This is a genomic window from Endozoicomonas acroporae, from assembly GCF_002864045.1.
GTDB lineage: Bacteria > Pseudomonadota > Gammaproteobacteria > Pseudomonadales > Endozoicomonadaceae > Endozoicomonas > Endozoicomonas acroporae.
Genome location: NZ_PJPV01000040.1, coordinates 1 through 25,564 on the forward strand (window position 1 = coordinate 1; position 25,564 = coordinate 25,564).

The 25,564-nt window shown below is 49.8% G+C and carries 20 protein-coding genes and 1 riboswitch; of the genes, 8 read left to right on the forward strand and 12 right to left on the reverse strand.

The features are described 5' to 3' along the window. Window positions 1-180: 180 nt before the first annotated feature. The 4 genes from hmgA to CX664_RS06195 all read right to left on the reverse strand — a co-directional run bounded on the left by hmgA (window position 181) and on the right by CX664_RS06195 (window position 3,743). Window positions 181-1,479: a homogentisate 1,2-dioxygenase gene (hmgA, locus tag CX664_RS06180; RefSeq protein ID WP_101745889.1), complete on the reverse strand. Its 1,299-nt coding sequence runs from the start codon at window positions 1,477-1,479 to the stop codon at window positions 181-183. Window positions 1,480-1,878: 399 nt separating this feature from the next. Continuing rightward, the gene (locus CX664_RS06185) at window positions 1,879-2,103 is read right to left on the reverse strand and encodes a hypothetical protein (RefSeq protein ID WP_101745890.1); all 225 of its coding nucleotides are present in this window, start codon (window positions 2,101-2,103) and stop codon (window positions 1,879-1,881) included. A 362-nt stretch (window positions 2,104-2,465) separates the two neighbouring features. After that, complete coding sequence (cpdA, locus tag CX664_RS06190; protein WP_101745891.1) at window positions 2,466-3,254, reverse strand: 3',5'-cyclic-AMP phosphodiesterase; 789 nt, start codon at window positions 3,252-3,254, stop codon at window positions 2,466-2,468. A 24-nt stretch (window positions 3,255-3,278) separates the two neighbouring features. Then, window positions 3,279-3,743 (reverse strand): DUF1249 domain-containing protein, encoded by a 465-nt coding sequence (locus CX664_RS06195; RefSeq protein ID WP_101745892.1) that lies wholly within the window; start codon window positions 3,741-3,743, stop codon window positions 3,279-3,281. A gap of 207 nt (window positions 3,744-3,950) precedes the next feature. On the opposite strand from CX664_RS06195, the gene CX664_RS06200 reads away from it, so the two are divergent. Together CX664_RS06200 and CX664_RS06205 are read left to right on the forward strand one after the other, a co-directional pair. Further along, window positions 3,951-5,339 (forward strand): TolC family outer membrane protein, encoded by a 1,389-nt coding sequence (locus CX664_RS06200; protein ID WP_180966393.1) that lies wholly within the window; start codon window positions 3,951-3,953, stop codon window positions 5,337-5,339. A gap of 97 nt (window positions 5,340-5,436) precedes the next feature. After that, window positions 5,437-5,745 (forward strand): hypothetical protein, encoded by a 309-nt coding sequence (locus CX664_RS06205; protein ID WP_145999860.1) that lies wholly within the window; start codon window positions 5,437-5,439, stop codon window positions 5,743-5,745. Window positions 5,746-5,751: 6 nt separating this feature from the next. Here CX664_RS06205 and waaA read toward each other — a convergent pair whose 3' ends face one another. Further along, window positions 5,752-7,041: a lipid IV(A) 3-deoxy-D-manno-octulosonic acid transferase gene (gene waaA, locus CX664_RS06210; protein WP_101745895.1), complete on the reverse strand. Its 1,290-nt coding sequence runs from the start codon at window positions 7,039-7,041 to the stop codon at window positions 5,752-5,754. Between the two features lie 113 nt (window positions 7,042-7,154). Further along, complete coding sequence (locus CX664_RS06215) at window positions 7,155-7,619, reverse strand: hypothetical protein (protein ID WP_101745896.1); 465 nt, start codon at window positions 7,617-7,619, stop codon at window positions 7,155-7,157. Window positions 7,620-7,921: 302 nt separating this feature from the next. Here CX664_RS06215 and CX664_RS06220 point away from each other — a divergent pair, with 302 nt between their 5' ends. The 5 genes from CX664_RS06220 to CX664_RS06240 all read left to right on the forward strand — a co-directional run bounded on the left by CX664_RS06220 (window position 7,922) and on the right by CX664_RS06240 (window position 14,186). Next, window positions 7,922-9,430, forward strand: a complete 1,509-nt coding sequence (locus tag CX664_RS06220) for a cobyric acid synthase (protein WP_101745897.1) — start codon at window positions 7,922-7,924, stop codon at window positions 9,428-9,430. 100 nt (window positions 9,431-9,530) lie between these two features. Next, the gene (locus CX664_RS06225; RefSeq protein WP_101745898.1) at window positions 9,531-10,133 is read left to right on the forward strand and encodes a cob(I)yrinic acid a,c-diamide adenosyltransferase; all 603 of its coding nucleotides are present in this window, start codon (window positions 9,531-9,533) and stop codon (window positions 10,131-10,133) included. 109 nt (window positions 10,134-10,242) lie between these two features. Then, window positions 10,243-10,430, forward strand: a riboswitch (cobalamin riboswitch). Window positions 10,431-10,562: 132 nt separating this feature from the next. Continuing rightward, window positions 10,563-11,579, forward strand: a complete 1,017-nt coding sequence (locus CX664_RS06230; RefSeq protein WP_101745899.1) for a cobalamin-binding protein — start codon at window positions 10,563-10,565, stop codon at window positions 11,577-11,579. A gap of 58 nt (window positions 11,580-11,637) precedes the next feature. Further along, window positions 11,638-13,506 carry a TonB-dependent receptor domain-containing protein gene (locus CX664_RS06235; protein ID WP_101745900.1) on the forward strand — a complete coding sequence of 623 codons (1,869 nt, stop codon included), beginning with the start codon at window positions 11,638-11,640 and terminating at the stop codon, window positions 13,504-13,506. A 113-nt stretch (window positions 13,507-13,619) separates the two neighbouring features. After that, window positions 13,620-14,186, forward strand: a complete 567-nt coding sequence (locus CX664_RS06240; protein WP_101745901.1) for a cobalamin adenosyltransferase — start codon at window positions 13,620-13,622, stop codon at window positions 14,184-14,186. Window positions 14,187-14,232: 46 nt separating this feature from the next. Here CX664_RS06240 and CX664_RS06245 read toward each other — a convergent pair whose 3' ends face one another. The 3 genes from CX664_RS06245 to CX664_RS06255 all read right to left on the reverse strand — a co-directional run bounded on the left by CX664_RS06245 (window position 14,233) and on the right by CX664_RS06255 (window position 19,236). Beyond that, a complete protein-coding gene (locus CX664_RS06245) occupies window positions 14,233-17,322 on the reverse strand; it encodes an efflux RND transporter permease subunit (protein ID WP_101745902.1) in 3,090 nt (1,029 codons plus the stop codon). Between the two features lie 3 nt (window positions 17,323-17,325). Continuing rightward, a complete protein-coding gene (locus CX664_RS06250) occupies window positions 17,326-18,429 on the reverse strand; it encodes an efflux RND transporter periplasmic adaptor subunit (protein WP_101745903.1) in 1,104 nt (367 codons plus the stop codon). A gap of 90 nt (window positions 18,430-18,519) precedes the next feature. Beyond that, entirely contained in the window at window positions 18,520-19,236 is a 717-nt protein-coding gene (locus tag CX664_RS06255) for a TetR/AcrR family transcriptional regulator (RefSeq protein ID WP_101745904.1), read from the reverse strand. A gap of 302 nt (window positions 19,237-19,538) precedes the next feature. Between CX664_RS06255 and CX664_RS06260 the strand changes: the two genes are divergently transcribed. Continuing rightward, window positions 19,539-20,477, forward strand: a complete 939-nt coding sequence (locus tag CX664_RS06260; RefSeq protein ID WP_101745905.1) for a CNNM domain-containing protein — start codon at window positions 19,539-19,541, stop codon at window positions 20,475-20,477. Between the two features lie 24 nt (window positions 20,478-20,501). Here the strand turns inward: CX664_RS06260 and CX664_RS26250 are convergent, their stop codons facing one another. The 3 genes from CX664_RS26250 to CX664_RS06270 form a co-directional block, all read right to left on the reverse strand. Then, window positions 20,502-20,648 (reverse strand): hypothetical protein, encoded by a 147-nt coding sequence (locus CX664_RS26250; protein ID WP_163370027.1) that lies wholly within the window; start codon window positions 20,646-20,648, stop codon window positions 20,502-20,504. A gap of 177 nt (window positions 20,649-20,825) precedes the next feature. Further along, on the reverse strand, window positions 20,826-22,352 hold the full coding sequence (locus tag CX664_RS06265; RefSeq protein ID WP_163370025.1) for an IucA/IucC family protein: 1,527 nt from the start codon (window positions 22,350-22,352) through the stop codon (window positions 20,826-20,828). 376 nt (window positions 22,353-22,728) lie between these two features. After that, window positions 22,729-25,428 (reverse strand): hypothetical protein, encoded by a 2,700-nt coding sequence (locus CX664_RS06270; RefSeq protein WP_145999861.1) that lies wholly within the window; start codon window positions 25,426-25,428, stop codon window positions 22,729-22,731. Window positions 25,429-25,564 lie beyond the last annotated feature (136 nt).

A 25,564-nucleotide genomic window follows, 5' to 3' on the forward strand; every position in this document is an offset into this window, starting at 1 on the left:
CGGCAAGTTTTTTATTCTTAAGTAGCTGGCCATATGGGATCGAATATTTCTGGCTACTTGGGCTGGTACTATGCGAGGCACAACGGAGGGAGCATAGCCGTAGCTATGTGACCGGAGTTGTAACGAAGCAGAGTGCCAGCACAAGGAGTCAGAAATATATGATTTCATATGGTTAGCTACTTATCGGCTAAAGTGCTTCTTGAGCCCTTTCCAGCAATCAATATAGTCGGTTTGGCGGGCATTACTTTCCAACGCAAACCGGGTAGGTGCATAGATAAAGCGGGACTCAAACATAAAGGCCATGGTGTCTTTGTAACGCACGGGTTTCAGCTCTGCGGCACTGGCTTTGTCAAACACTTCAGCCTCGGGCCCGTGGGGGCTCATGCAGTTATGGAGGCTGGCTCCGCCGGGCACAAATCCTTGTTCCTTGGCGTCATAAGTGCCGTGAATCAGCCCCATAAATTCACTCATGACATTGCGGTGATACCAGGGCGGACGGAAGGTGTTTTCAGCCACCATCCAGCGGGGCGGGAAGATAACAAAGTCCACATTGGCGACCCCGGGGGTGTCACTCTGAGAGGTTAATACGGTGAAGATGGAGGGGTCAGGGTGATCGAAGCTGACGGTGTTGATCACATTGAAGCGGGACAAGTCGTATTTATAAGGGGCAGAAGTACCCACCCAGGCGACCACATCCAGGGGAGAGTGATCCAGGGTGCAGCTGAACAGGTTTCCGGCAAACTTGGCAATCAGTTCAAACTCACCGTCGATATCTTCAAAGCAGGCCACCGGATAATGGAAGTCCCGATCATTGGCATAACCATTGGCTCCTACCGGTCCACGTTCGGGAAGAGTCAATGGTGCACCGTAGTTTTCGCAGATATAGCCTCTGGCTGTGCCTTCCGGTAGTTGAATCTGAAATTTGATGCCCCGGGGGATAACCAGAATTTCACCGGGAGGCACATGCAGGATGCCCAGCTCGGTGCGTGCCAGAATGGCTCCCTGTTGAGGGATGATCAGCAGCTCACCATCGGCGTTGTAAAAGAAGCGGTCGGTCATATCCCGGTTGGCCAGATACATGTGCACAGCAGAGCCGGTCTGAGAGTGGGGGTCGCCATTGGCCGCCATGGTGACCAGGCCATCAACAAAATCGGTTTCTTCTGTCGGGAGGTCAAGAGCTTCCCAGCGCATCGGGTCCGGGGGCGCTGGCACCTCAGTAACCGGGCCAGAGCGAAGCAGGTTTGATGCTATTGGTTGATACTTGCCCTGGGCTGCTGACGGGCGAATCCGGTACATCCAGGCCCTTCTGTTTTGATGTCTTGGTGCGGTGAATGCGGTTGTGGAGAACTGCTCTGCGTAGAGCCCCATGGGCGCACGTTGCGGATTGAATTGCCCGATGGGGAGGGCTCCTTTCAGGGCTTCGGTTTCATGTTCGTTACCAAAGCCATGGAGGTATTGGAGTTCGGAAGGTGTTGTCATTCGTCATTGCCCCATAATCGTAAAAACGATTTTTGATCAGCACAGAACATTTTTGGCAGCTAGTGCATGGTTTCAATGAGTTTGACGTGTACAATCTTCGTTCACCCTGAGCGTCCTTCGGCTCCGCTCAGGATGCACGGACGAAGGGTGCTTGGCACGATCTATCAGAGTCCGGGGTTTCCGCCTTTAGGCCCTATGGGTCCTTCGACAGGCTCAGGACGAACGGAGTGCTGAGGCACGACAACCCATCAAACTCATTGAAACCATGTACTGGTTCAGAAAAGCGTTACTACTGGTGCTATTGATGTTATGCCTTATTTATGAACCATTTCTATTGGCGATGCCATAAATAAAAAATGCCACATTCAATAAGTGGCATTTATGGGCTGGTGTTATGATTCAGAGGCGGGGTTTATAGCTGGGCTGGTTGACGTCATCAAAATCATCAAACTCTTGAAAACTTTCTGAAATACTGTTTTTCAATTTGCTTTTCTCAAAGTAGTCTTCAATGCCCTTTCTTATGGTTGATGATTTAAGCCCCTTGTGCCTTGCTTTGCGTGCTTTAGCCTTTTTGTGTTCGTGATTGCTGTTCCACAAAGCATCATCCCAATCATCCTGATGCATGGACTTTATCCTGGTCATAACTACATCCTTATGTTTACTGCTCCTAACAATAAATTTAGAAAAGGATGCGGACCTATTTAATAAAAAATGGTTATATGATTCTAATCGATTAATTCTGAAATATCCGGGCTAGGAGCCTGTCCGAGAATAGCGCCCGTAGCGAGGATGGCAGAAAATTGAGGATAAAAATTTCGTTTTGTGAGGTGAATAGCGGGGCTATTTGCCGAACAAAACGGAATTTTTAGACCAATTTGCTGCCACCGCAGTAGGGCAGTCTATTCTCGGACAGGCTCCTAGTACTGCTGACAGTGGCAGTGCTTCAGTATTCAGCGGAAAATTGGCAATCGATTGTTGATGGCCTGTCAGTAACCGTTTGATCTCAGATCAACTTTCATTGGTTTATCACCCACTCTTACAACGCTGCTTTCTATCTGACCGTCTGGCAACAGATCAACCACTCGAAAGCCCGGCTGCCTGGTATCCGCCTGAAAATCATCCGATTCTGGTGCAAACTGAACACAGGTCGAAGGGGTTGCCATAACGGGAAGATCGCAGAATTGATAGGTTCTGGCCTGGTGCACGTGGCCGTGAATAATGCCCCGGACCGTGTTGTGACCAGTGATGACCCTGGCCAGCTCCTCCGGGTTTTGCAGCATGATCTGATCCATCCATCGGCTATTGATGGGAGCCGGGTGATGATGGAGAGCCAGAAGCGTATGCTTGTCTGGCTCCTGCTGCAAACAGGTAGCCAGCTGTTCCAGCTCAGTTTCCCTGAGACAGCCGTGTGTCTTGCCTTCGACCTGAGTGTTCAGCAGGACTATTTGCCAGTTACCCAGAATAATCTGCTTTTGCAGCGCCGATGGGTTTATCGCCGCCATAAGATGGGGCTGATCATGATTGCCCGGCAACCAGTAGCTGGGCGCATTGATTTTTAACAGTTTTTCTTTCAGGTGATGATAGGAGGCGGCACTGTCATCCTGGCTCAGGTCTCCGGTGACCAGAAGGCAATCAGGTTTCCGGTAGTCTTTCTGTATATTTGTCAGCACCTCATCCAGGGTCGCCGAGGTATTCACTCCCATCAGTGTCGAGCCGGAATCAGCAAAGAGGTGAGGGTCGGTAATCTGCAGGACTCGAATTCTGGCGGTATTCATCGGCTGTTTGTATCAGTGTCTTCGTTATCCTGTCTTTTCTGTATAAGTTCGACAGGCAGGTAAAGCGTAATCAAGCCATTGAGCCAGAAACTGATTATGCTGCTCTTTTTCATCAGGTTGATGCATTTTACTATTGGGATAATCGTACCGTGGCTGTATTATCTGGCTGGTTTTTCGGGAGACAATTTCGGCCATCTTAACGTCGTGATAAAGGCGCACTTCGGCTTTTGGCATATTGAATAACTGTCCCCAGTCAGCTTCCATCTGCAACATTAACAAAGTGGTAAATGGTGACCGTTCCAAAACGTCAATGACCAGCCATTCCACACCACGTGCCAAACTGTTTCTGTGCTTAACCGGCAGGCGAAAGTGCTCCTGATCTGATAATTCAGGCAGCAGACGCGTAAGACGCAGGTAGTTACGTTCACAAACCTGTTGCAGACGGATGAGGTTGACACGGTAATTGGGTTTCAGCGACTGTCTTTTCATAGCACCTATTATAGCGTCCTCCTGCCTTCACCCTGAAGAAGCAATATCCATAGAGGAATTCGTCATACTACTGCATTTTTTGTGCAAATTAGTGTAGATTTCCTTGATCTGAGTTTGCTACAGCGATTTTATCCCCAACCAGGAACCAGTCAGGCTACCGTTAACCGGTGAAGAATGACTGGCGAACTTTCCAAGGATCACAAGATTATGTCACGAAATAGTCGTAGAGGGTTTCTGCTTGCCGCCTTAGCGGGTGCCGTATTAAACGTGCAGGCTGCACCAACTCAGTACAATCTGCTCGATGTATACAATATGGCGCTGAAGAATGATGCCCAGCTGGCGGCGGCCGAGGCATCCATGAAAGCGGTTCAGGAGACGGTTAACCAGGGCCGTTCTGCATTGCTGCCCACCCTGGGGCTGTCGGCTAAAACGCAATATAACAAGACATCTTCTGAGTTGACGAATGGTTCAGATACTGATGAAAACTATAACTCCCATGGGTGGGGCGCGACATTAACTCAACCACTGTTCAATATGAACAGCTGGTTCAATTATGAGCAGGCCAAGTCTGTCGGGGATCAGGCCACTGCCGTATTTGCCAATGCCCGGCAACAATTGATCCTGCGTGTGGCAGAGTCCTATTTCAATGTGCTCCGGTCCGAAGACAGCCTGATGACCGCGAAAGCCCAGGAAAGAGCATTAAAGCAGCAACTGGATCAGGCTCGTGAACGTTACAATGTGGGGCTGATTGCAGAAACAGACGTGCTGGTGGCCCGTGCAGCTTATGACAATGCCCGCGTAGCCCGCATTCAGGCTGAGAACCAGGTCTCTGTCAGCTACGAAGGGCTGCGGACCATTGTCAACCAGGACGTCACCGATATTGCCCAGCTGGAAAAGGCAATGCCAGTGGTTGCGCCAATGCCAAACAATCCTGAAGAGTGGGTGAGCATGGCACTGGCCAATAACCTGGGGTTGAAAGCGGCCCGGGAAGGGGTGACGGCTTCTGAGTCCAAAGTAAAGGCCAGTACGTCTGGTCATGCTCCAACGGTTAATGCGTTTGCCAGCTATAACTACAGCTCCAACAATTCCAGTCAGGCCTCTGGAAACGGTACTCTTTCTGGCGATCGTACTGACACCGTTGTTGGTGTTCAGTTCGATCTACCGATCTTCGCTGGTGGCGCTATCAGCTCTGCTTCCCGTCAGGCAGGCTATCAACTGGAAGAAGCCCAGAAAAATTACGATCAGCAGCTCAGGGGCACCAATGCCAATACCCGTAACCTGTTGAGAACCGCTACCTCCGATGTGGACCGGGTTCATGCCAGCTGTCAGGTGATTATCTCGTCAGAAAGTGCCCTGAAAGCGACTCAGAGTGGTTATGAAGTGGGTACCCGCAACATCACTGATGTTCTGGACGCTCAACAGCAGCTTTACTCCTCTATCAGTAACTATCTGAACACCCGTTATGACTTTATCGTCAATACACTGAAGCTCAAGCAGGCTGTGGGAACTCTCAGCCCGACAGATCTCGAAGAGCTGAACCAGTGGATGACGGATGCCAGTGACGAACTGTCTGTTCCGGATCAGTGCGGTGGTTAATTACTGGTCATCATGGCGTTTCCGTAAAAATGGCTCCTGGTGGAGCCATTTTTATTTGGAGTCAAATAGCCGCAGATACGGAACCCACTCTTCTATAATGAGTAGATACCCGGCTATGGACGATAATGTCATGGATGAGCATATCAGGAACTGCGAAACCCGTATGAAATCTTATGTGGATGAAGGGTGTTCTCTGGCAGAGGCCTTTCTGAAGACCTTTGCCTATGAAGACCTGGAAGAACAGCAAAGGGTTATGAATCGGATTCTTGGCAAATTGTCCATCCAGGGGCTGCAATCCGGTAACGATTACTATTTTGTAGACGGCAGTCGTTTGAATATTGATCCTGCGGTGGATTCAATGCTGGCCACCAAGTCTTCCAACACCAACTTACGTCCCGGACTGTAACAATTTCTATTTGCCAGATTGCATAAGCTGATCAACCAGCATCAATGTCTTTTGCAGTGCTCCCCGGTTGTTACGGACAAACTCTCCGGCATGCTGGCTCATACTTTTATACTCCTCTTTATCCTGCACCAGGCTGATGGCGCTCCGGGCGAGCGCTTCGCTATCGTTAACAATGTTCAAACCTCCCGCCTGAATCAGGGATTCGCTGATCTCTTCAAAATTAAACACATGAGGCCCGGACAACACCGGCAGGTTTAATGCCGCCGGTTCCAGCAGATTATGTCCGCCCGTTGGTACCAGACTGCCACCCACAAAGGCTATATCAGAGGCGGAGAACAGCTTCATCATTTCGCCCATGGTGTCCCCGAGAATCACCCTGGTCTTATCAGAAGGCTGGGTTCCCTGGCTATGGCGGACCACAGGGAGCTGGTTGTTCAGGATCAGCTGGTGGACACGGTCAAACCGCTCAGGGTGCCTGGGCACCAGCAGTAATCGTACTTCCGGTGACGCTGCCAGAATGGTTTTAAACGCATCAAGTACTTGCTGATCCTCACCTTCATGGGTACTGGCGGCCACCAGAATACGAATGTCGCTGCCCATACCCTGCTGCCACTTCTGCCGAAGTGCCTGACCTGAGGTTATGATTTTTGGAGCGACATCCAGATCAAACTTGATACTGCCGGTAACGTTGAGCTGTTGCCCGGGCAGGCCAAGCTCCAGGAATCGCCGACCCGTCTCCTGGTTCTGGGCAGCAACCATATTGATCTGTTTGAGCATGGGGCGGGTGAGAAAGCCGAAGCGTGCATACCCTCTTGCCGAGCGTTCGGAGAGTCGGGCATTGGTCACCAGTACGGGAATCAAGCGTTTGTGGCAGGCGGCAATGGTGTTGGGCCATAGCTCGGTATCAATGACGATGGCCATGACTGGCTTTACCTTGTCCAGAAAGCGCCTGACAGCACAGGGAAGGTCATAGCTGGCATAGACATGGTCCACGCTGTCGCCATGAATTTTGCCAACCTGGGCCGAGCCAGTGGGGGTCATGGTGGTAATTAACACTCGATGGGTTGGGTAATTCTTTTGCAGTTGCTTTACCAGCGGGCCGCTGGCAATGGTTTCTCCCATGGATACCGAGTGTACCCAGATAACGGGTTTATCTGAGGCAGGAAGACTGAAGAAGCCAAATCGTTCCCTCTTTCTCTGCCAGTACTCTGGTGCTTTTTTGGAACGCAAGTAGAGCCGGACCATTGCCAGGGGGGATATCAGATATAACAGCAGAGAATAAAAAATACGACTCATGAGATACCACAGGTTGAAAGTTTTTGGAGCTGGATATTAACAAAATTCCTGCCTGCCTTCCTGAGAGTTGTGAGAAGAAACGGACGGGAAACCGGGTAAAGACAGCATTTAAGTCATGACACACGCTTGGAGGATATATGCCCTTTTAATTCAAATATCCATGCTTCTCTTAACCTGTGAATACTTTGAAGATCCGATGACTTTTTACCTTTAAGATCACTGAGATCAATTCTGGAGGTATCAATTTCCTCGACAGGTTTACCTTTGGAGAGATCATAAAGCTGTTTGTTATCCAGAATGTACGCTTTCATTGCCAGGGAGTAGGCTTTCTGATCAGAATCATAAGATGGAATAGTTATCATGGTTTTTTTCACCGGAGACCATATCTGTATCAAGTTGGAGTTAGTGTCAATTGTTGCGGTTGTTTCGTTGCCAGAATTATTTCCCGGCAGGCTTTCGAGACTCATCCGGGCTTGAACGGGATAGTTTCGGGTCACCGTTCTGTTAAACACCGACGAAAGCCGACCGCTGTGTCGTCTGGTATCTTCTTCAGGCCTATCTGTATTAGGCAGTAACATGGATAGAGTGCGGGACACTCTCCTCCGGAAGCTGCCAGATCTTGATGTGGCGGACCTGCGTAGCTGAACCTGATCTGTTTCAGTGCTGGCTGGTTCAGAATCTATGGTGGAACCTGTGCATTGTTGTGGAGCTGAAAATTTGGCCGCTGCACTGGTCTCCATAAAATCACTAACCCGGGTTGCCTCATGTACGCTCAGTTAGACTCTTTATTCTATTAAAAGTTCTTCCATTAAATATTTTTTACCCTTGAGTTTTTCTGCCCTTATAATCCTTGCCTTTCTGACAGGCTGGAATTCCCGCTATGGGCAGCAACCCAACACACACTTTGATGGTACAGGGTACAACCAGTGACGCTGGGAAAAGTGCCCTGGTCGCAGGACTTTGCCGGGTATTCCGGCGTCATGGTATTTCGGTAGCGCCTTTCAAGCCCCAGAATATGGCACTGAACAGTGCCGTCACCGGGGATGGTGGTGAGATTGGCCGGGCTCAGGCACTTCAGGCGGCTGCGGCAGGGCTTGAACCTCATACGGACATGAACCCGGTATTGCTGAAACCAAACAGTGATATCGGTGCCCAGGTGATCGTTAATGGCAAAGCCGTGGGGGAAATGAATGCGGCTGAGTATCATGCCTATAAACCGGAAGTCATGGCCGCTATTTTGCGTTCCTGGCATCGTTTGCAGAGCCAATATCAAACCGTGCTGGTGGAGGGCGCCGGTAGCCCGGCAGAGATTAATCTGCGCGAAGGCGATGTCGCCAATATGGGCTTTGCGGAACAAGCGGACTGTCCGGTGATTATCATTGCGGATATCGATAAGGGCGGGGTTTTCGCCCATCTGTACGGTACCCTGGCGCTGCTCTCGGAGTCCGAACAGGCGCGGGTAAAAGGATTTGTGATCAACCGTTTTCGGGGTGACGTAAAACTGCTTGAGTCAGGGCTCCGTTGGCTTGAAGAGAAGACCGGCAAACCAGTACTGGGCGTTTTACCTTACCTTCATGGGTTACATCTGGAAGCAGAAGATGCAGTGATTGCCCAGCAACACCTTGCAGACCGGAAAACCCTGTTGAAGGTAGCTGTGCCGATTCTGACCCGCACCAGCAATCACACCGACTTTGACCCTCTGCGCCTGCACCCTGAAGTGGACATTCACTTTGTTGGCAAAGGGCAGCCCATTCCGGCGTGTGATCTGGTGATTATTCCGGGGACCAAAAATACCCGAACCGATCTTGCGTTTCTCAAAGACAACGGCTGGGATCAGGATATCCTCAGGCACCTGCGCTACGGTGGCAAATTGATGGGGATCTGTGGCGGTTACCAGATGCTCGGTAAGACAGTGCATGATCCGGAGGGCATTGAAGGTGCCGCCGGCAGCTCACAAGCGTTGGGTCTTCTGGATCTGGAAACCACCATGGTTCGTCAGAAGACACTCACCCGGGTCAGTGGCACCATGCAGTTGCCGGGCCAGGAACCTGTGCCCGTCACCGGCTATGAAATTCATGCCGGGGTGACCACCGGCGCGGCCCTGGAAAAACCGTTAATTCAGCTGGATCAGCAGGTGGATGGGGTAATGTCGGACGATGGTCAGATATTTGCCACCTATCTCCATGGCGTGTTTGAACAGCCTGATGCCTGCACGGCCATTTTGACCTGGGCCGGTTTGCAGGAAGCTTCAAGGATTGATTATCACCTGTTAAGGGAAGAGGGCATTAACCGAATGGCGGATGCTATCGAAGAGCATCTTGATATGAGTAAAATCTTTGCACTGTGTGAGGTTGAACCACAAAGTCACAGAGGCACAAAGAAAGCGTAACAAGACTGTCCATGGCTATGGATGTTCCAATACATTCCTCCGTGTCTTTGTGCCTTTGTGGTTCAAGACCGGCTTTTCAGATAGGAGAATAACTCCAGAAATGAATGAACAAAAAGGCTACCGGCTAACCCGTATCTACACTCGAACTGGCGACCAGGGCATGACCCGCATTGGCGATGGTCAGCAGCTGCCAAAGTCACACCCCCGGCTCCACGCCATTGGTTCCGTGGATGAAGCCAACAGCTGGCTTGGCCTGTTGATCCACTCCCTGAAGCAGGGCAATGATGTCACTGAAAACCAGTTGCAACAGATTCAGGATATCCAGCACCGGATGTTTGATGTGGGGGGGGAGCTGGCCATGCCGGGCTATCAGCTGATTCAGGAAGCCCATACCAGGGCGATTGAGGCTCTGATTGACGAACTCAATGAACCATTGCCGCCTCTGACAAACTTCACCCTGCCCGGTGGTGGTCAGTCTGCCTGCCATTGCCATATGGCCCGAACCGTATCCCGCCGGGCGGAGCGGCATATTATCGAGTTAAACGAAGCGCTTCAGGAAAGTGGTGAAAAGATCAACGAACCATTACTGAAATTTGTGAATCGTTTGTCCGATCTTATGTACGTCCTTGGCCGTCATTGTGCCCGCCAGGATGAGGGAGAGGTCCTCTGGCAGGCATCCGAGAAAAGCAAAACATCCTCCTGATAGCAAGAATAACGGCAAAAAATCCACAAACCCCTAGTGATTTAAATCAAAGGTTTGGTTAGTATTGCGCAACTTTGTAAGGGTTTCGTCAGTGATTGGTATGAATCACGACGCTTTTAACCGCACATGTCGGCTGTTGCTGAACCGGTCAAAAGAGGGAACGGGGTGAAAAACCCCGACTGTACCCGCAACTGTAATGGAAGAGTTCTCCGCGATTTATGCCACTGGTTCAACCGGGAAGGCTGCCGGGAACGATGATGCCAGAGTCAGGAGACCTGTCTTTGCAAAGCCCAAGAAGTCTGCACATGCAGGCGCAAACCGGGCGGGTAACCTGGCGGCTGGGAACACACCTCCTTATACACTGGGCTTTTTTGATAAGCCCGGGGCCGCCTGTGCCGCCCTGAGTATTGATTGTGACTCAGGGAGACCATGAAAACACCTTTAGCACCCTACAAGACACTGAAGAACAGGCTGCCCCGGTTAATGCTGGTGCTGGCGATGGTATTGGCCAACGCCGTTGCGTTGGCTTGCAGTACTGCCCGGGCCAGCGAGTCTGACAGTCAGTATTGTGTGACCGATATGAGTGACCGCACTGTCTGTCTGGATACCCGTTCGCCCGGAATCATCAGTCTGTCTCCGGGTTCTACTGAATTGTTATTTGCTGCCGGTGCCGGTGATCGTGTTATTGCGGTTGATCAGCACAGCGACTTCCCTGAAGCGGTCAAACAACTGCCCAATGTGGGCGGCTACCCCAATGTGAGTGTTGAAGCCATTGTGGCCATGAAGCCCGATCTGGTGGTGGTCTGGACCACCGGTAATTCCCAAAAGGTGATTGAGCAGCTGGAGTCTCTGGGCATCAGAACCTTTCATATCGATGTGGTGGATTTTACCGGCATTAAGCGGGCCATCCGAAGTCTCGGGCAGGTGGCCGGGACCGAAAAAACAGCCGAACAGGTTGTTGGCGACTTTACCGCGCGTTTGCACACACTGCACAGTCAGTATGCCCGGCGTGAACCGGTATCGGTGTTCTTTGAAATCTGGCGATCCCCACTGATGACGGTGGGTAATGGCCTGGTGATTGATGATGTTATTTCGTTGTGCGGTGGCCGGAATATCTATGGTGATGTCTCCGAACGTATTCCCAAAATCGGTATCGAATCCCTGATTACCCGTGATCCACAGGTCATTATTGGTTCCGATCCGCAAGGCGATACCCCACAAACCCGCAAAGAGTTGCTGGGCTACTGGAGCCAGTGGCAAAACCTGCAGGCGGTACAGCACCAACAACTGTTTTCGGTACCCAGTGACCTGATTGCCAGACCAACGCCCAGGATTCTGGACGGGGCAGAGATGATCTGCCACCAGTTACAAGCGGTGCGCGCAAAGGCAAGCCACACAGAGCGTGTGGCTGCCCAGATACCAATTCATCAAGAGAGCCCGCTCTGAAAAGGCGGAGTTCTGTCCATTTTTAAGACAGTTCGCTTACTTTAAGGATGTAAACAAAATGTCGTTTAATCATCGTTCTGTTTTTGCACGAACCGGGCTTTCGGTTGCTGTGGCAATGTCTGTAATGAGTTCTGCTGCGGCTGCAGAAGAGGTTTATAAGCTTGGAGAGGTTGTTGTTACTGCGGCAAGGACCGCTCAAACAGTTGATGAGACGTTGGCTCCAGTGATGGTGATTAATCGGGAGCAGATTGAGCGTGCTCAGGCAACAACGGTTGTTGAGTTGCTCAATCAGTCGGCTCCTGGGGTTCAGATTGCCTCTAGTGGTGGCCCGGGAAGCGTATCTGGCGTGTATGTGCGGGGTACAAAAACTGCCCAGACATTGATTCTAATGAATGGACAGAAGATCAACACGGCAAGCTCTGGCTCAGCACCTCTGGAATACATCGACCCTGACCAGATTGAACGGATTGAGATTGTTCGTGGCCCTCGTTCCACACTGTACGGCGCAGATGCTGTAGGTGGTGTTATCAATATCATTACAAGAAAAGGTTCTGGCGATCCGAAACTGACAATTAAAGCCGGTGGTGGAAGTCATGGTGCTGGTGAATATGGCCTGAATTTTGGCGGGGAAACGGATGGAACCCGTTATAACTTGGGTGCTCGCCTTTATGAAACTCAAGGGTATGACCGGACCATCACAACATTTGGTCATGACGGTGACGATGATGCCTATCGTAACAAGTCATTCTCTGGAAATGTGTCCAGAGCATTTGATAATGGTATAGAAGCAGGTGTTAACTTTGCACACTCAGAGGGTAAGTCCGAGTATGACGTTAATTACGCTTACAGTCCTCAAGGCTATCCGATAAATTACTTTGAGGTATCAAATATCAATACCTATTTGTCGTTTGCATTAAGTGATATTTGGGATAGCAGACTGGAAGCGGGTTTTCAGAGGGATCATCGTAATGATGAAGGTCCGAGCACGAGCCATTCTACAAACAAGCGATACTCATTTAGCTGGATCAATGATTTAGGATGGGTGGATAATCAGCTATTAACAACCGGGGTCGACTACTCGAATGATACCTATGAAGGTACGAGTACCTATGTTGTTAATGAACGTTACAACACCGGTATCTTTGCCCAGAACCTGACCTCTTTTGAAAACAGTGATCTTCAACTGGGGGGGCGTTATGATGATAATGAGGCCTTTGGTGGCGAGTTTACCGGCAATGTATCCTGGGGCGTGAACCTGCCTAAACAAATGAGGGTTGTGGTTTCTTATGGCACAGCTTTCAGAGCGCCAACCTTTGCTGATATGTATGCTGACTCTGGCTTTTCGGCTCCTAATCCTGACCTGAAACCTGAGACAGCAAAAAATGCTGAGATAGAGTTGAGAGGCATGCTCGGTGAGCAGAGCCGCTGGTCTGTAAATATCTACCAGAATGATATGGAAGATATGCTCAACTCGATTTCTCAAGGTGGTAAGTATCAAACAGTTAACATTGACAAAGCTCGTATTCGAGGCATTGAGTTTGAAGTCGGTACCCATTATGTCGGCTGGGATATCAGCAGCAATTTGACCTATGTTGATCCTGAAAACCGTTCCGGTAAAGACAATGGTAAAAAACTCCACTACAGAGCGCAGCAAATGGCCGCACTGAATATGGATAAAGACTTTGGTCGCTGGTCGCTTGGAGGAACCTTCCGAGCTCAGGGCAAATCCTGGGTGAATACAACCAATACTGAACAGCTGCCTGGTTTTGGAACTGTTGATCTGCGGGCTTCGGTTGAGTTAATGCCTCAGCTGGAAACACAGTTTAAGGTGGTCAACCTGCTGGATAAGAACTATCAGCCGGTTGACGGATATCGGGGTGAGCCAAGAGGTGTATTTGCAACTCTTGTCTGGTCACCTGAGTTGTAATTATCAGCACTTACATTGTTCCACTTGATGGTAAGTGCTAATCGAACAGGCCGGTTTCTATAACGAAACCGGCCTTTTTGTTACTGAGACTATGAAAAAGAACAGGTTTTGCCATGACCCTAAAATACTCCGGCGATATCCGCGAACTCTGCTATCCATTTATCTACGAAGACTCCCCCCTATGTGATTATGAAATTATCACCGACGAACTGTGCGCAACCCTCGGCGGCGTTATCAGCGAGCTGGAAGGCGATCAGCGGTTTGTCGATATCTATGATTTCCTGGATCAACTGCAGCCCAGAATTTTCCATATGAATGGTTCAGCCCGTGGCAAGCAGGCAATTTTTGAACAGCAGTTACAGTGGCTGGCAGGTTACTTTGATCACTACCAGCAAGAGATTGAAGGCCAGCTGCACGGTTTTGTACTTCCCAGGGGCGGTCGCCCCGTGCAATTACTGCACAGCTGTCGTTCACTCTCCAAAAAGGCGGTCAGGGCGCTGGTCAAGGTAGACGCCCATGGCATTGAGGTGCCGGATGAGTTGCATCGGTTTGGCAATATGCTCTGTAATCTGTTCTTCCGTTTAACGGTGGTGATCAATCGCCGACTCGGCATTGTAGAACCTGAATACCAGAGTTTGAGCTATAACCTGAAGCCGCCAGCCAGAAAAGAACAGCAATAAAAAGTGGCATCAGTCGGCTTCTGTCAGAAGCCGACATCGCTATGGATCAGTAGGCAATATTCTGGTAATTGAACCCTTTAAAGCTGACCTTGTACAGCAGGGAATAGACCACCGGCAGCACGATCAGTGTCAGTACCGTAGCAAAGCCCAGGCCGAAGATAATGGTCACGGCCATGGATTTGAAAAAGGCATCAAACAACAGTGGAATCATGCCCAGCATGGTGGTCAGGGCGGCCATACAGACGGGCCGCAGGCGGCTGACCGAGGCGTGGAATATGGCCTCATGTTCTTCCCGGCCTTCTTCCAGCTCCAGTTTGATCTGTTCCACCAGAACGATACCGTTCTTGATGATCATGCCCGACAGACTCAGCAATCCCAGCAGTGCCATAAAACTGAACGGTGCATTCAGCGCCAGCAGCCCGGCCACAACACCAATCAGTGCCAGGGGAACCGTACACCAGATAGCTATAGGCTGTCGTATGGTGTTAAACAGGAATACGGTAATCAGAAACATCCCAAGATAGCCCAGCGGTATTGAGGCAAATACCGCACTCTGCGCATTAGAAGACAGTTCATGAGCGCCACCCCATTCCAGCTGGTAACCATCGGGTAGTGGAATGGCTTCGATGTTTGCACGCACCTTGCGCAACACGCTGTCGGCGGTTTCATTACCCAGCAACTGTGGGTCAGCCATCACGGACATCATGCGCTTACGGTCCCGGCGGATGATCAGCGGGTTTTCCCATTCGGTATCAAAACTGGAAATGGCCTGGGTGATGGGCACATAACTGTTATAGTCAGCACTCCAAACCTGCAGATCGGTAATGCTATCGGCATTCAGACGTTCGGATTCCGGAGAGCGGACAATCAACGGCATTAACTGGCTGCCTTCACGATAGACGCCAACCTGACGGCCGCTGAAGTTCACCAGCAGAGCGTCGTCCAACGCCTGTTTGGAGATACCGCTGCGGCGGGCACTGGCTTCATCCAGGTGAGGGCGAATCAGGCTGACCTGATTACGCCATCCGTGTCGTATATGCGTGGCCATCGGTTCATTCCGCAGTACATTGATGGCCTGTACCGCCAGAGAACGTAATACTTCCGGGTCCTCGCCATAGAAACGGGCTTCAATTTCTGCGGCGGGTGAAGGGCCATTCTGTAAGTATTTGATCCGATATTCCACATCACCGAAGTCTTCGGTCAGGCGGATTTCCAATGTCGGGATCAGCGGTGTGATGGCTTCCAGATTATCCATCTCGATAATCAGCTGGCCGAAACTGCTGTATTGCTTCTCCGGCATATAAGGAAGAATAAAACGCTGTGCGCCCTGGCCAATCACCGTTGTTACATTTTTTACGCCGGGGAGGGTCAGCAGTAGTTGCTCAAGCTCTGCCACCCTTGTTTCGGTAGCACGGATATCACTGCCCTCCGGCATCCAGAAATCCACAAAGAACATCGGCGTGTTGGATGGCGGGAAAAAGACATTTTTCACCGAACCAAACCCCATCATCGCCAGCACCAGCGCCAGAACTGTCAAGCTGATGGTGATGGGGCGGTGGACCAGAGAGAACCCAAGCAACTGTTTATACAGGGTGAACAGCGCTCCCTGGTAGGGATCTATGGATTCACCTGCCGCCTGTCGGGCAGCCAGCTCGTCCTTCTTGAACAGAATGTTGCAGAAGAAAGGGGTCAGGGTGATGGCTGTGATCCAGCTCAAGAACAGGGAGATCAACAGCACCTGGAACAACGACAGACAGAATTCACCGGTGGCATCATCAGAAAGGCCAATAGGTGCGAATGCCATAATGGCAATGACGGTGGCACCCAGCAATGGCCACTGGTTCTGGCTGACAACCTGTTTGGCGGCCTGCAACCGGGTGAGTCCCCGTTGAATACCGACCTGAATCCCTTCTGTGACGACAATGGCGTTATCCACCAGCATCCCCAGGGCAATGATCAGGGCACCCAGGGAAATCAGTTGGAGTTCAATGCCGATCACCTTCATAACAATGAACGTACCGAGAATGGTCAACAGCAGAACAGCGCCCATCAACAGGCCTGCACGTACGCCCATGGCCAGGAGCAGTACGACAATAACAATGGCAATGGATTCCAGCAGGTTGATCAGGAAACCATTGACGGATTCCGAAACTGTTGCCGGTTGGTCGTATACTTTGGTGAGCTCAATGCCAACCGGTTGCCCGGACTGAAGCTCATCAATGCGCTGACGAATAGCGTCGCCTATATCCACCACGTTAACACCGGAAGCGAAGGAAATACCCAGTGACAGAGCCTGACGGCCATTGGAGGAATAGAGTGTGTCCGGTGTTTCATCGAAGTCTCGACGAACGGTGGCGATATCGCCGAGTCGAACCAGCTGTGTGCTCCCCGGTGGGCTGATGATCAGCTGTTCCAGTTCATGAATGTCATTGAACTCACCGGTGGGATGAATGCGTATAGAGCGCCCCTCAACCAGCATGTTACCGGCATTGGAGACCACATTCTGATTCTGGATCAGGGCGAATATCCAGGCTGGATCGATACCCAGGTTAGCCAGTTTGGCCTGGGACATCTCAACCACCACCTGCTCCTGACGGGCACCGGCGATGGAGACTTTCTTGACCCCTTCAACCAGCACCAGCTCACGTTTCAGGTAATCGGCGTAGTTTTCCAGGTCCCTGGAGGTATAGCCTTCCCCGGTAATGTTGAACAGCATGCCATAGACATCGCTGTAGTCGTCCACCACAACCGAGGCGTAGACGCCGGGCGGCAGACTACTCTGGGTGTCATTGACCTTACGACGCATTTCATCCCAGATCTGGGGAAGTTGATCTTTGTCGTATTGTTCTTTCATCTCCACCATAATCTGGGAACGGCCATTGCTGCTGATGGAGTCGATGTGTTTGACATACTCCATCTGCTGAATGGCTTCTTCCAATGGCAGTGTCACTTCTTCTTCCACCTGTTCCGGGGAGGCTCCCGGATAGTGGGTAATGACCATGGCCTGTTTGATGGTGAACTCAGGGAACTCCAGCTGGCCCAGTCCAAAAAACGACATTGCGCCACCCACCAGCAGGATAACCACAAACATCCAGCTGATCACCCGGTGGGATATGGAATATTCGGCAATATTCATGGCTTATAGTCCCCGTTCCTTGTGCAGCGGTTTGACGGTCATGCCGTCGTATAGCTGACTGAGACCTGCGGTAACGATCTGGTCACCGGTATTGAGACCTGACAGAACCTGAATTCCCGCTTCGGTAATACGTCCTGTGGTCACTTCGACAGGGGTAACCTGACTGGTATCCTGATCAAAACGCCAGACCACCGTCTTATTGTCAGTGTCAGTTTTGGATACGGCTGAAATGGGGACCAGAACGTATCCTGGTTGCCCCCGGGTATCAATGACCTGGGCCAGGTCAATAATGACCGTGGCGGTCATACCGGGAAGAATGTTCATATTGGTGGGTGCCATCCGGGTGAAAATGACTTCATAGCTCTGGGTACCCGGAGTTACCCGTGTCGCATGTTCTTTATAGTTGACCGGAAACTCCTTGCCAGGAGCCCCCGGGAAGGTAGCGATGGGCTGATAGCCATTGTTGACCGCATTGGCGTTGACATGGGAAACGATACTTTCAGGGACCTGGATGCTGATATCGAGCCGGTCACTGCTTTGCAGGATAAGGACCGGCTGCTGGGCCTGAACCTGCTGGTGAGCTTCGGCCAGAGTCTGGGCAACCCGGCCACTGAAAGGTGCTGTCAGTGTCGTATACGCCAGTTTGTCCCGGCTTAATTTCAGCGCCGCTTCTGCAGATTTCAGTCTGGCACTGGCCGTATCGTAGTTCGATTGTGAAATCACACTCTTTTCTAACAGGGAGCTGGCGCGTTCAAACTCTGCCTTGGCAAGTTCATAATTCGCCTGACGATCCTGAAGCTCATTGCGGATATCCCGGTCATCCAGATAAGCCAGCACCTGTCCTTCAGTCACATCATCGCCCTGTTTGACCTCGATCTTGTCGATCTGTCCGGGTATACGGAAGGATATTTCGGCTTCTTCGGTGGCCGTTACCTTGCCTGGAAAATAACGTAACTGCTGCTGCTGGGGATCTTTTACCTTAAAGAGTTTTACTGGGCGTATGACTTCTTTATGACCGGTTTGCTCCTGATCGCAACCGGTCAGCAGGGTGAACGTCATTAACACCATCACGGCGATGGATGATCGGGATGAAGGGGTGAGATGCATTATGAGGTAGCTCCAAAACAGTTGGGTAGAAGTATCTGGTAGACATCCTTGATGTGTACCGCGTTCCTGGAATCGATAAATTCTGGCTGGTTAACTACTTATCCAGGTAGCAACAACCTGCTCAGCCTGAAGCTTGCAGTTGTCAATCATGGGTGGTGAAAACGGTGTTCTCCATCCCCAGCCCTGCAGGTATTTGGCCAGGTTGGAAGTGAGCAGGCTGAAGCCATTGTCTTTCTGCACGGAGGGTTGTTTGAGGCCAAACCCGGACATGCTGATCTGGAACAGACCTTCGCCCAGACTCCAGATGCCCATCAAAATATCAGCCAGTGCACCCTCGCGATTCTGGTCAGTGATTGCCGGGTTGTCCGCCATTAACTCAATAGTCAGTGCTTTAACCATCTGGCTCATCTTATGGTAGATGTCGTCCAGTGCCTGTGCCCGTCCTGTTGATGCCCGTTGCCAGATATCCGGGGTCATTGCCAGTTGTCGTAGAAAGTAGTGATGGGGCTGTCTGGCATAAGACAACCAGATGGCAATATTAAGCGTCAGCAGACGTTCCATAGCGGGTACCGGGCTGTTGAGCACTTTATGGAATACCGTCGCCATCGTGCTGGAGATAGTGATGGCGCAACCCAGCAACAGATCTTCCTTGCTGGAGAAGTGCGAATATACGGTTCCCATTGAGAACTGGGCTTGTTTGGCAACTTCAGACATTTTCAGTTCCATAAAGCCCTTTTCCTTAAGAATGGTCAGGGTGGACTGAATAATGGTCGTTTCTCTCTGTGCCCGTTTGTCGGATGCTGACATGGCAAATACACCGTGGTGGAGAGCAGGAGTTAAAGAGCAGGATTATTTGAATAAGAGTCGAATTATATTCGAATTTTGTTTTAAATAAAATAAGTACACCGTGATCCACATTCCTGGCAAATCAGGTGCTCTTTGCCCGGCACTTCAGTTGCCCTGAATAAGCATAGAGCTGACGTTAATAAAGAAGAAAAGTGGTCGAAAACAATACATTACAGGTTTTTTACTGGCTGGCGGGCTTGCTCAGCTACTGGTCCCCCACTTAAACTGCCTGCTGTCTAATTGCTGTTTTTCCGGAGGTATGGATGCTCCTGGTCGTTCTTTTTGCATGCCTGATTGTCGCTGTTACTGCTTTTCTATCCCTTCTTGAATCATCGTTGGTGGCGGTGGATGAGTTAAGGCTGGTCACGATCCTGTACAAAAGGCCCGACAATAAAAAGGCGATCCAGCAAGTCTTTCAGAAAAAGCGAGAGCACCTGTCGGCGATCGTTTTGTTAAGCACGCTGATCAGTATTTCTGGCAGTACTTTCCTTGGAGCGCTGGCTGCCAGGGAATTTAACGATCTCTGGATGGTTATTTTTACGGCACTGCTCGCTTATTTTATGCTGGTATTTGCCAAGGTTCTGCCCAAGCTACTGGCAGTGCAGATTGCTGATAGAGTCGTCGCCAGATATTCACCCTTTATCCATCTTATGTATTCAGTGACCAGGCCTGTCTTGCTGTTAGCCCTGGTCTGGACCCGTCTTTTACCCAAGCCCGTTGAAGAAGACAGAAGCAGTGATGAACTCCGGAGTATTATCAAGCATTACAATAAGCGTGGAGTGATTGGTAAACGTCAGCGAAAACTGGCCGATGCTGTACTGACTTCCCATCAGCGCCAGCTGACTGAGCTGGTTGAGTGCTCAATACCCGCTGTCTGTCTGTTATCCGAGGCAACCGTCGCTTCTGTCGAAACGACGATTCGCTCATATCCCTGTAAGCGTTATGTGGTTTTGACCGATGGCAAGCCGACAGGAATTGTTCTCTATCGGCATATCGCCCGTTGTCTGGTTAATGAAGAGGCGGATATCTCAGTGGGAGAGCTTATGAGAAAAACCATTAATCTGGCACCAGAAACCACATTGCATGAGGCAATGACAGCGCTTCAGGAGGCCAGGGCATCTATTATCCTGCTTTTGGGAGAGACGGTAGAACAGACCCGGATTGTCACCGCGAAAAAGTTGTACCAGGCTTTACTGCGCTGACTTCATATCAGGTGACAGATATTGTTAACTGGTCTGGTCTTTATCACCGTTGAGCATGGTCAGCAGGCAGGTTGGGGGCAGCCCTTTTTGGGTGGATTGCCAGAGCGCAAAACAGGCATCTTTACCGCCACTCCAGGAGGTGCAGAAATTGCTTTCTGAGATTACAGGCATAAGTAGTTAACCAAATGAAATCGTATTTTCTGACTAAGTGGGCAGTCACTCTGCGGCGTTACAACTACGGTCACATAGCTACGGCTATGCTCCCTGCGTTGTGCCTTGCATAGTAACTGCCCACTTAGCCAGAAATATACGATTCCATTTGGCCAACTACTTAGTATCAGGAGCCTCTTACGGTCTTACCACTTTGATATTCTTTCTTCGGGAGTATGCATCCTGATGCTGGAAATAATGAGGAAGTGTCATTTTTACCAGTTCAGAAAACCATTCAAACTCTACGCAGGGTGTGTTACAGGAGTCGATGTTGCCTATTTTATCCATAAAAAATGAGTAGTCATAGTCAGGGCAGCTTCTTTTGATGTTCAGGAAAATACCGTGGCGGGTCATCACTTCAAGCAATTCCCGGGCAAATATTTTTTCAAAATACCCATAGCGGTAAAAAGTCTTTGGGGTATGGCGCGTTCGATGGTTATCTGTGTGCCCATCGGCTCCTGGCAGTGTCCAGTTATCCTGGTAGCCATAGACAGTCATTTTTGCACGCCAACAACAAAATTCCGGGTCCCTGGTGGTGGGCTCTGATTTAAAAAAGACTTTCGTCAGGTTAAACAGTACTTTTTTGGCGATACCCTCCATTATGACGGCGGCATCAGGAATAAAGTTTGGTTCCCAGTACTGGGCATGATCACGGAGATGCTCCGGCAGCTGTTTTAGCTGAACGTCACTCAGGCGGCAGTTCACGCCGCCCATGTCACGGTAGATAAAATCAATAGCGGGTAAATCGTTGTGATCCATGGTCAGCTTCAACAATACGTTCTGGCCATGGAACTCAAGATAAAAGCGCTGCCTGTAAATGTGATCAACCATTTCTTGCGCAATGGGCCTGAGTAATGCATCGGTAATAAACTGGGTAGGTGTTGTTTGACTTTGTTCAATCAGGGCATTGAGCAAAGGCCAGTTGTTTACGCCAAACAGTGCATACAGTGGGATAATGTAGTGGCTTTGAGTCGTGAATAATTCCGGAACAGGTCTATGGATCATACCGGCACCGGATAGCTGTACGGCTTCTTCTTTCGGGTCAATCAGGTGGGCATCAGGAACGAAGGATAAATTTTCTTCCAGACACGTAAACTTCTCTGTTTGTTTATTTTTTAATACCGACGAATTCGCTACGCTGGCTGCACACTCTTTTTGATAAAGCAACCTGCGAACACCCCCTATTTCCTCATTCAGGCTGACTTTGACCATGGCAAATTCTGTTGTGCCGCCAGCGGGCAAGGCGATCAACAAGGTTCTGAATGAGCTCAATGCTAAAGCGGGAACATCAACCTGTGTATGCTGATATTTTGATATCAGGGGGGCAAACAGCGTTGTGGATTTTGGGTGCACCAGATACAGGATTTGATCCTGACCTTCAACCGTGCGCGTGATTGAGCAATGCCCTTTGCGGAGCTGAAACAGTTTTCCTTCAGAACAGGGAATCCAGTAGCCTTTCATCATAAACGGCTGGAAAGTGCCAGGATGATATTGATCATCGCTGGCTTCATACCCATGATGAAACCCGGCAACGATCTGTTGATTTTCATTAACAACGTACCGGCTCTCTTCTGCCATCGCCAACCGGGTTTTTTCGGCGTATATATACGCCAGGAAGGTATCTGGCAGTGCTTTGAAAGTATCCCAGAGTGGACTTCTATCCATTTTTTCCCTGCAGGATTGAATTTCAGTCTGAAAAAACTGATCAACAAGAGATAAGCAGTTCCGTTCGGATAACTGATTATTGCCGGGGAGTGAACGATTTTCCGCTTCTGTCAGCGCAGTGTAAGCGTGGGGGATACCTGTCGTGGCCGCTATCATCTTGCTACCCTATTACATGGTTTCAATGAGTTTGACGGGTTGGCGTGTCTCCGCACTCCGTTCGTCCTGAGCCTGTCGAAGGACCCATAGGGGCTAAAGGCGGAAACTCCGGACTCTGATAGATCGTGCCAAGCACCCTTCTTCCGTGCATCCTGAGCGGAGCCGAAGGACGCTCAGAGTGAACGGAGATTGTGCACGTCAAACTCATTGAAACCATGTGCTATGATGTTTCAACTCTGTATCCAGCCTGAGCCAGCCTGCTCTCTGGTTGAAAACCAAATCGACGCTCAGCTTCCAATTGACTGGTCTCCTGCATGCCGACGGTTGCAGTCGGGCGACGTGGCTGCATGATTTTATCACTGCCTTGTGAAGCTTCCCGATGGATATATAAGCCATCGTTCTCATTCGGACCTTTAGCATCGATGAATTGCTCTTTAACCAGATAGTCAACAAGGTGCTTGGGCAGATCCTGCTGAAAGAGTGCGTATTGCCAGCGATTGAGTGCATTACCCCTAACCCGGTATTGTCGATCAATCTGTTCTCGATATGTCTCATTATCAGCACCTGGTGATTGATCAGCCCCAAAACCGAGCAAGTGCATCAGTTGATAAATGTCATCATCATTTCTCTCGTGATTAAGACGCCAGAACTCATCGGATACAAAACGATAAACATGTTGATAAAGCGAAACGGGGGTGTAGTGGGAGTGCAAAAGATGGCTAATGGTTTGCTGACTTTCAGGCGTGAGGTTCTCATAGGCATCAGCTTGAGCCCGGCCGGAGGCGATGGACAGCCCTGTAAAGTGATTAACTTGCTCCTGACAGCGAGCTGCCATGGAGGATTCACTACTGTATCCAATGGCACTGGCAAGAGATGCTGTAACGCTGTCTTGCAAAAATTGCTGAATAGAATCCTTTATGTGGCTGTTACTGCCAGAAATCAACGGAAGTAACAGCGATTGTATTCGGCCTGAAAAACCTTCGTTGCAGCCTTCTAAATCATTGCCAACTATAGCGACAAGATTATTTAGCGCATGGCTGATTGAGTTGTCTGTCAGGTTGTAAATTTCTGCATAGAATAACTGGCTGACAAACATTTCAAAATACTCAACAGACTCGTCAACCATCCTGCGACCGCTGTAGCCATGATCCCTCATGCCTGAATAGCGATTAAGCCGCTGGATAAAGTTTCTTTCCAATGCGGCCAACGCTCCATCAACCCCTGGGTTGCTGGCTTTGTATTGCTGATACGCATGGCAATCCCGGAGTGTCTGGCACAGAGCCTTGATATTCCTGTGCAGCTGTCTCCCCGCGTACATGACATCCCTCTCGTTATTGCCGTAGATCGCGTAGAGTTGCTCCTCGTCAATGACCGGTTGATCTGCCGGTTTCCTGAAATAGCATACTGCGTGATGCCGTAAAAGGTCATGGCAAAGTTTCAGCGATTTCTCCTCAATCCCTGAAATGTGTTGGATGTTCGTCAAGTGGTTTTGAATGGAAAGTAATGCCGGAGGGCTATTGGTACCTTTTATTTGTTGGTAAATCTCATAGAGTAAAGCTGATTTATAAAGTTTTATGGAGTCCAGTTCGCTTATTCCCATTTCCTTCAATGAGTCAATGGCAGTGCGCAGGCTTCTGGTACTTGTCACCTCTTTCAGCAATTGTTGAAGCTTTAATAATTTATTGAGGTGCGGACAAATGAGACGTAACTGTGCAACATTCAGATTGGTGCTGTAGGTTCCGCGCAGAAACCGCTTGGGTTCTCCGTTAGCACCATACATCGCAAGTTCTGCGTAAATTGATTCAAACTTGTCCTTCAGGAAGTCCCTGTCATCATGATTCTCAAGATTTATGGAAAGGGTATTGAACAGCAGACAGGGTTGTGCCTGCGGTAAAGGGCTAATCAAGCGTTGACACGCTGTTGTCATACGTATTGGATTTCTGAGAATTTCGGCTATTGATTTTTTTCCGATGCTGACAAAATGATCTGCGCTATCCTCTGAAATACTGTCATCCACCCCTAGCAGGTCACCCACTATACATAAAAAGTCGTCATACCATTTGTTTAATTCTTCCAGATGCTCACTTAGTTTGATCATTTGATCTTTAGTTAATGAAAATCCGGTTTCTCCATCATAATTTGCTTCCACATCATGCAGTAAGTTCTGGCTGAAGAGCAGGTCGAAAAAGCTATAGCCAAGCGCATGATTGCCATCGGGAATTTTGATCAGGAAACGCCCCTCGGTTTCATAGGGAGTCTGTTGGTAGCCAATGTCTACCGTATACATCTCTCTGAACTCAGATTGTACTTCAGCAAGTTCTATTAAATGAGAGAGCCTGGCCCTGACGCTATCGCCCAGGTGCTTATCACTTTTGCACTCCCGATAGGTGTCTGTCAGAGTGCTTGCGGCTAACTGATCGACTTCGTGTTGGTCCCAATGAAGCCAGTGACTGATCAGCTTTCGTTTCTCAATGGCAGCTTTTTTCTCCGCCTGTTGATCAGCATGGTTGGCAATGGCTGTTTCAATAGTATTGGCATCCCCGCCATGTTCATGGAAAAAATTCCGAAGGTGCTCCAGATGCCCGGCAATTTGCTGTCGCAATGGTGGAAGCTGCCTGAATGCTGCTGCGTCTTCAAGAAGGGTAATGACTTTGGCCTGGATCTTTAAATCAAAACATTGAGTGAGATGTTCAATGCTTTGATGTGACCAGGTTCCTGACAGGTTTGATGTGCTGATAATTTGCTGAATAATATGACCATAATCAATATCAGGGATTGTCTCATGGGGGGGCTGTGGTATACCCATGGCTACTGCCGATGGTTGATCAGTTTGGGAGGATGATACGGATTGTTGCGCCCCTGCTGCGGACGTAATTTGAGGGTGTGGGGCGATAAAGAGCGTTGAATGAATAGGGGGCATGGATACATCCTGATAAACGTAGAAACTAAATCTATTGACCCTGGAATTAATAGAAAGTTCTTGAGTACGAATCCGTTCATCAGTGACTGGTCATGAATCAGAACGTTCGATCACGGTATTTTTCTGCCTGACTATT

Excerpts from the sequence above, each read along its gene's own strand:
- hmgA (WP_101745889.1), bottom strand. The coding sequence starts at position 1,479 with ATGACAACACCTTCCGAACTCCAATACCTCCATGGCTTTGGTAACGAA.
- CX664_RS06185 (WP_101745890.1), bottom strand. The coding sequence starts at position 2,103 with ATGCATCAGGATGATTGGGATGATGCTTTGTGGAACAGCAATCACGAA.
- cpdA (WP_101745891.1), bottom strand. The coding sequence starts at position 3,254 with ATGAATACCGCCAGAATTCGAGTCCTGCAGATTACCGACCCTCACCTC.
- CX664_RS06195 (WP_101745892.1), bottom strand. The coding sequence starts at position 3,743 with ATGAAAAGACAGTCGCTGAAACCCAATTACCGTGTCAACCTCATCCGT.
- CX664_RS06200 (WP_180966393.1), top strand. The coding sequence starts at position 3,951 with ATGTCACGAAATAGTCGTAGAGGGTTTCTGCTTGCCGCCTTAGCGGGT.
- CX664_RS06205 (WP_145999860.1), top strand. The coding sequence starts at position 5,437 with ATGAGTAGATACCCGGCTATGGACGATAATGTCATGGATGAGCATATC.
- waaA (WP_101745895.1), bottom strand. The coding sequence starts at position 7,041 with ATGAGTCGTATTTTTTATTCTCTGCTGTTATATCTGATATCCCCCCTG.
- CX664_RS06215 (WP_101745896.1), bottom strand. The coding sequence starts at position 7,619 with ATGTTACTGCCTAATACAGATAGGCCTGAAGAAGATACCAGACGACAC.
- CX664_RS06220 (WP_101745897.1), top strand. The coding sequence starts at position 7,922 with ATGGGCAGCAACCCAACACACACTTTGATGGTACAGGGTACAACCAGT.
- CX664_RS06225 (WP_101745898.1), top strand. The coding sequence starts at position 9,531 with ATGAATGAACAAAAAGGCTACCGGCTAACCCGTATCTACACTCGAACT.
- CX664_RS06230 (WP_101745899.1), top strand. The coding sequence starts at position 10,563 with ATGAAAACACCTTTAGCACCCTACAAGACACTGAAGAACAGGCTGCCC.
- CX664_RS06235 (WP_101745900.1), top strand. The coding sequence starts at position 11,638 with ATGTCGTTTAATCATCGTTCTGTTTTTGCACGAACCGGGCTTTCGGTT.
- CX664_RS06240 (WP_101745901.1), top strand. The coding sequence starts at position 13,620 with ATGACCCTAAAATACTCCGGCGATATCCGCGAACTCTGCTATCCATTT.
- CX664_RS06245 (WP_101745902.1), bottom strand. The coding sequence starts at position 17,322 with ATGAATATTGCCGAATATTCCATATCCCACCGGGTGATCAGCTGGATG.
- CX664_RS06250 (WP_101745903.1), bottom strand. The coding sequence starts at position 18,429 with ATGCATCTCACCCCTTCATCCCGATCATCCATCGCCGTGATGGTGTTA.
- CX664_RS06255 (WP_101745904.1), bottom strand. The coding sequence starts at position 19,236 with ATGTCAGCATCCGACAAACGGGCACAGAGAGAAACGACCATTATTCAG.
- CX664_RS06260 (WP_101745905.1), top strand. The coding sequence starts at position 19,539 with ATGCTCCTGGTCGTTCTTTTTGCATGCCTGATTGTCGCTGTTACTGCT.
- CX664_RS26250 (WP_163370027.1), bottom strand. The coding sequence starts at position 20,648 with ATGCCTGTAATCTCAGAAAGCAATTTCTGCACCTCCTGGAGTGGCGGT.
- CX664_RS06265 (WP_163370025.1), bottom strand. The coding sequence starts at position 22,352 with ATGGATAGAAGTCCACTCTGGGATACTTTCAAAGCACTGCCAGATACC.
- CX664_RS06270 (WP_145999861.1), bottom strand. The coding sequence starts at position 25,428 with ATGCCCCCTATTCATTCAACGCTCTTTATCGCCCCACACCCTCAAATT.